Source organism: Coprococcus intestinihominis, assembly GCF_040096555.1.
Taxonomy (GTDB): domain Bacteria; phylum Bacillota; class Clostridia; order Lachnospirales; family Lachnospiraceae; genus Coprococcus_A; species Coprococcus_A intestinihominis.
Genome location: NZ_JBBMEK010000265.1, coordinates 1 through 4589, shown reverse-complemented (window position 1 = coordinate 4589; position 4589 = coordinate 1). Strand labels below are relative to the sequence as shown.

5 protein-coding genes and 1 other RNA gene are annotated in these 4589 nt (G+C 45.5%); all 6 read left to right on the top strand.

The features are described 5' to 3' along the window. On the top strand, positions 1-497 hold a 497-nt coding region (locus WMO25_RS15260; protein ID WP_349086029.1), incomplete at its 5' end, for a hypothetical protein. 144 nt (positions 498-641) lie between these two features. Then, positions 642-904: signal recognition particle sRNA large type (ffs, locus tag WMO25_RS15255), an RNA gene on the top strand. 301 nt (positions 905-1205) lie between these two features. Beyond that, positions 1206-1745, top strand: a complete 540-nt coding sequence (locus tag WMO25_RS15250; protein ID WP_250799674.1) for an RNA polymerase sigma factor — start codon at positions 1206-1208, stop codon at positions 1743-1745. Further along, positions 1742-2998 carry a DUF4349 domain-containing protein gene (locus WMO25_RS15245; protein WP_349086028.1) on the top strand — a complete coding sequence of 419 codons (1257 nt, stop codon included), beginning with the start codon at positions 1742-1744 and terminating at the stop codon, positions 2996-2998. Before WMO25_RS15250 ends, WMO25_RS15245 begins: the two co-directional genes overlap by 4 nt. A gap of 244 nt (positions 2999-3242) precedes the next feature. Beyond that, a complete protein-coding gene (locus WMO25_RS15240; RefSeq protein WP_349086027.1) occupies positions 3243-3788 on the top strand; it encodes a hypothetical protein in 546 nt (181 codons plus the stop codon). Positions 3789-3821: 33 nt separating this feature from the next. Then, a partial coding sequence (locus WMO25_RS15235) for a CapA family protein (RefSeq protein ID WP_349086026.1) occupies positions 3822-4589 on the top strand: 768 nt, incomplete at its 3' end.

Sequence of the window (4589 nt, the reverse complement as noted above, 5' to 3'; positions counted from 1 at the left end):
TGCTGCCCCTCATTCAGTCTTTGCGGGCATACGATTTTGGGAGAAAAGAGGGAACAAAGCAATTGGAGGATGATTTTCTGGATCATATGCTGGATATGGAAGAGGTCCTGTCAGGAACGTTGGTGCCATTTCATTTCATTCTTTCCTCTTTACCGAAGGAATGTTTTCCTGTTTGTCAGGAGGTCCGGCTTTTTAATCGTTGTGCAGTTGAACATGCTGAAAAAAATTATTTACTGGTAACAAAAAATGATATCAGGCAGGCAGAGATGCCGACGGCGGTTTATAATAAACTTTCTGAGATTTTCTGGGTGCCGCCGGATAACAGACACAAAGGATGGATGTTTGAATATTACACAGGCATTATGGAAAACGAAGGCAGGAAAAGAAAAAATTATAGGGTGATCCACAGGCCAACTGATCTGCCGGACAAGGATGGACGCTGTACCTATGGTCAATTGTCGAAGGAAGTGATGGCATTGCTGGATGAAAACGGATAGACGAAGCCGGATGGAAAACGGCAGTTGGAAACAGCCGATAAAAGCAGATGAAAGCAGGGAAGGTTTCGCTTGACAGAGTGCCCTTTTTCGGGGTATAATGAACAAACATGGGCTGACCATGTGCTGAAATATGTTATAAAGCTTCCGTGCAGCCGGGGAGATAGCGGTGCCCTGTACCTGCAATCCGCTACAGCAGGGGTGATGTTTCAGCCGAGGGTCTTGATTTGTAGAGCAGCCCGCTGTAAGTAGCGTTGACGTTTGGGTCTCGCGCAACGGGAACCAGTGAACCGTGTCAGGTCAGGAATGGAGCAGCACTAAGCTGGATCTTCCGTGTGCCGTGAGGGTGCCTGGGCTGAGCCAACTGCAGCGGTAACGTTTATGGGTCGGATTCGAAGCTAAACGCACGGATTTAATATTTTATAGCGTTATGAATGCCTGTGAGAGCAGACATAAGCGTTTACAGAAGAATAATGAATAGACAGTTGAAGGCTGCAGACATTGAGTTGTTTGCAGCTTTTGTGTTTTTGTGGAATGCATTTGGTGATTGATCATTGTATTTTGATAAAAAATCAAAAAGTCCCCATAAAAAATGGATTTGAAATCGTATATGATGATAGAAGGCAACTTAAGTAATGAATTTAACAAATCGGATGATTACAAAAGAATGGAATGTGTTTGAGCTGAATGAGATGAAGGTGAGGTGGCCGTGTGAATAATCGGGAATTTGACCGGTGTATGCGCCGTATGCAAAAGGGTGACAAAACGGGTCTGAAGGAAATATACGAAGCGTATATTTCGTATATATATGCAGTAATTAGGGGTGTTGTGAAGAATAAGGAGAATGCTGAGGACCTGACAGCGGAATTTTTTATTAAGCTGTGGAATATGGCTGATCAGTATAAGGCCGGGAGTGGTCATAAGACATGGATGACTGTGATTGCCAGAAATATGGCCATTGATTTTATGAGAAAGGCCGGACGAGAACAGCTGACAGAGGAAGTGCCGGAGGCATCAGCTGCTGATACAGCCGCGGGAATAGCTGATTCTATGGAAAATGAAGTAGTCGGTCGGATGAATTTCAGAGAGACGGTAGAAAAACTGCCGGAGACAGAGCGGCAGATTATGACAATGAAGCTGGCAGGACAGATGACATTTAAGGAAATTGCGGAGGTTTTAGGCATTCCTATGGGAACAGTGACATGGAAATATCAAAACAGTCTGGAAAAGTTAAGGAGGGTCGGCGTATGACAGAGAAAGAGGTTGAAATGGCTTACAAGAAAATGGCAGAATCCGATGCACCGGACCTGTGGGCAAAGATTGAGAGCAATCTTCCTGAGAAGGAAGTGCGGACTGAGAAGAAAGTAAGGACAGGTTTTTTTGCAAAACTTGGGAAGATCTTTTCCGGCGGCAGTACATGGAAGACATCGGCAGCAGTGTGTGCAGTTTGTATCATTGTATTAGGTACAGCTCAGGGTGCAGGCGGTATGTTCAGAGCAGGCGCATCTAATGGAACGGCTTCGGCAGCATCAAAAAGCAGTTATGGCATGGATGCTTATTCAGTGGACGGAGCAGAAGCTTATTCAGCAGAGGGTGATGGTGAAGAAGCTGCACCGGCCGACTATAACGGCATGAATTATGCGGCCGCTGCAGCGGGTACCGGAGCGGATGCCGATTCATCAGGCGGAGCTGTCGTGTTGAGTGAGAATGAGGCTTCAGCGGCGGTAGGAACTGAGGTTGCAGAGGCATCAGCGGATGAAGCGGGGACGGCAGAAAATGGCAAAGAAACGGCAAACAGTGCAGATACAGAAAATGGTCAAAGCAGCCGGAAGCTGATTCGTACATTTAATCTTGACGCGGAGACAACAGATTTTGACAATCTGGTGACACAGCTGCAGCAGGAGACACAGAATCTTGGCGGATATGTGGAAAGTTCTTATGTCAATGGCAACAGCTATTATACAGAGAACAGTCGATATGCTTCTCTGACACTGCGGATTCCAAAGGATAAAACCGATGATTTTCTCGGAACGGTTGGAGAAATGGCCAATGTGACAAGTAAATCGGAGAATGTGGAGGATGTAACGCTGACTTATACAGATTTGAAGAGTCATGTGGAAGCACTTCAGGCAGAGCAGGAGCAGCTGATGAAGTTGATGGAGCAGGCGAAGACAGTGGAGGATACCATGAGTATCCAGTCCCGTTTGACGGATGTGCGTTATGAGCTGGAATCCTATATGTCTCAGCTGAAAGTTTATGATAATCAGGTGGATTACGACACCGTGAATATCAGCATTCAGGAAGTGAAGAATGAGACACCGACCGGTGAGCTTTCTATCGGACAGAAGATGCTGAATGGTCTTGAAAACAGTCTGAGAGCCATTGCGGAGAGTGCAAAGAATTTGTGCATCTGGTTTGTGGCCAGTATTCCGTACTTTGTGATTCTGTTTGCGGTGATATTTGCGGTGGTTAGTATTATTAAGAAGATACGTAAGAAGAAATAAATACGAGAGGTGCTGTGAAGGAGTGCCCTCAAATAAAAACGATTGTGTTGAATGAACAGCAGCCGGCAGGTATTGGACGATAAGGTCAGATCACTGCCGGCTGTTTTTACATTTTATTGGCCTTTTCGTATAAAAATGCATTGACATTTGCTTTTGGATATATGATGATAATAGAGAAGCAGATGAGCACAGTTCAGAGTGGAAGACAGAGACAGGAGAAGATTTCATTCAGTAGGAGGCTTTCATGAAAAAAGAAAAATCAGAGACGGATAATGTATATGTATGCTACTGTATACTGCGGGAAATGCATCCGGGCAAGCATCAGGCAGAACGTCTGCGGGAAGTAACAGAAGCCCTGTGGGATGCACAGACTTTTTATGAGAAGATGGGGGCTCTGATGTTTGGTCAGGCTTTTGTTTATGGCAGCAGAGAAGGTATTGTCCGTCCTTTTACTGTTTATGAGGAAGGTTTCAGAGAAACACCGGAAGAGTTTGCTACAGCTTACAGTATAAGCGGAACACTATTGCAATGCTATGATCTTTTGAATGATTTTATGCCGGGCGAAGAGGAGCAGATTGTAGAGGCGGCTGAGATCAGCAATGAAATGTACAGATTGGTGATCATCAGTGATTATGCACCGGAAGGTAACAATCAGGCGCTGGAGATACTGATCCGAAGTTTTAATGAACTGAAGCATAAATGCGATTTTAAGATTTGTTATGTGAATACAGAAGATGCACTTTGTGTAGGCAATCTGGGCAAGATGGTGGATGTCTGCGGGCTGGAGTAGTCAGGTATTGTGCCGGACAGACATTTCTGCTCAGTGTTAGCGGAAGAAAACAGACAGAGGTATAAGAAATTGAAAAAGAATACAACAATCGCCTTTACCGGCGATATCGGTTTTGATAAATATATGGAGAAGAAATGGGAGGACGAAGACCTTCTGGCTCCGGAGATTACAGAATTTCTGACCAGTGCAGATCATGTTGTGGCTAACGTGGAAGGCCCCTTAGTGGACAATACGGCGACACTGACACAGGCAGCTGAGATGCGTCTGATGCATACGATCCATCCTGATGCAGAAAAGGTTTTGAGAGATATTCACGCAGATATCTGGAATCTCTGCAACAATCACATTATGGATGCCGGACAGGACGGGTTGGCCCTGACACTTCAGGAAGCAAAGAAATTTGGTGCAAAGACCATTGGTGTCGGCATGAATATGACAGAAGCGGCCAGACCATTGATACTGGATGAAGCCGGAGGTATCGGCCTTTTTGCCGTGGGCTATCAGCGCGGCTGTAAACCTGCCGGAGAAGACAAGGGCGGCTGCCTTAGTTGGAGCGAGATGGAGATCATTCGCAGCACCATTCAGGAGATTAAGACAAAATGCCGCTGGTGTGTGGTTGTAGCCCATGGCGGTGAGGAATTTACAGCAATTCCCTCTCCGTATACAAGAGATCGTTATCATGCGTATCTGGAGATGGGGGCAGATCTGGTTGTCTGTCATCATCCGCATGTGCCGATGAACTATGAGACCGTCGGAGATAAGATGATTTTTTACTCATTGGGCAATTTTATCTTTGATACA

Coding starts and splice junctions, on each gene's coding strand:
- WMO25_RS15245 (WP_349086028.1), top strand. CDS start 1,742: ATGACAGAGAAAGAGGTTGAAATGGCTTACAAGAAAATGGCAGAATCC.
- WMO25_RS15240 (WP_349086027.1), top strand. CDS start 3,243: ATGAAAAAAGAAAAATCAGAGACGGATAATGTATATGTATGCTACTGT.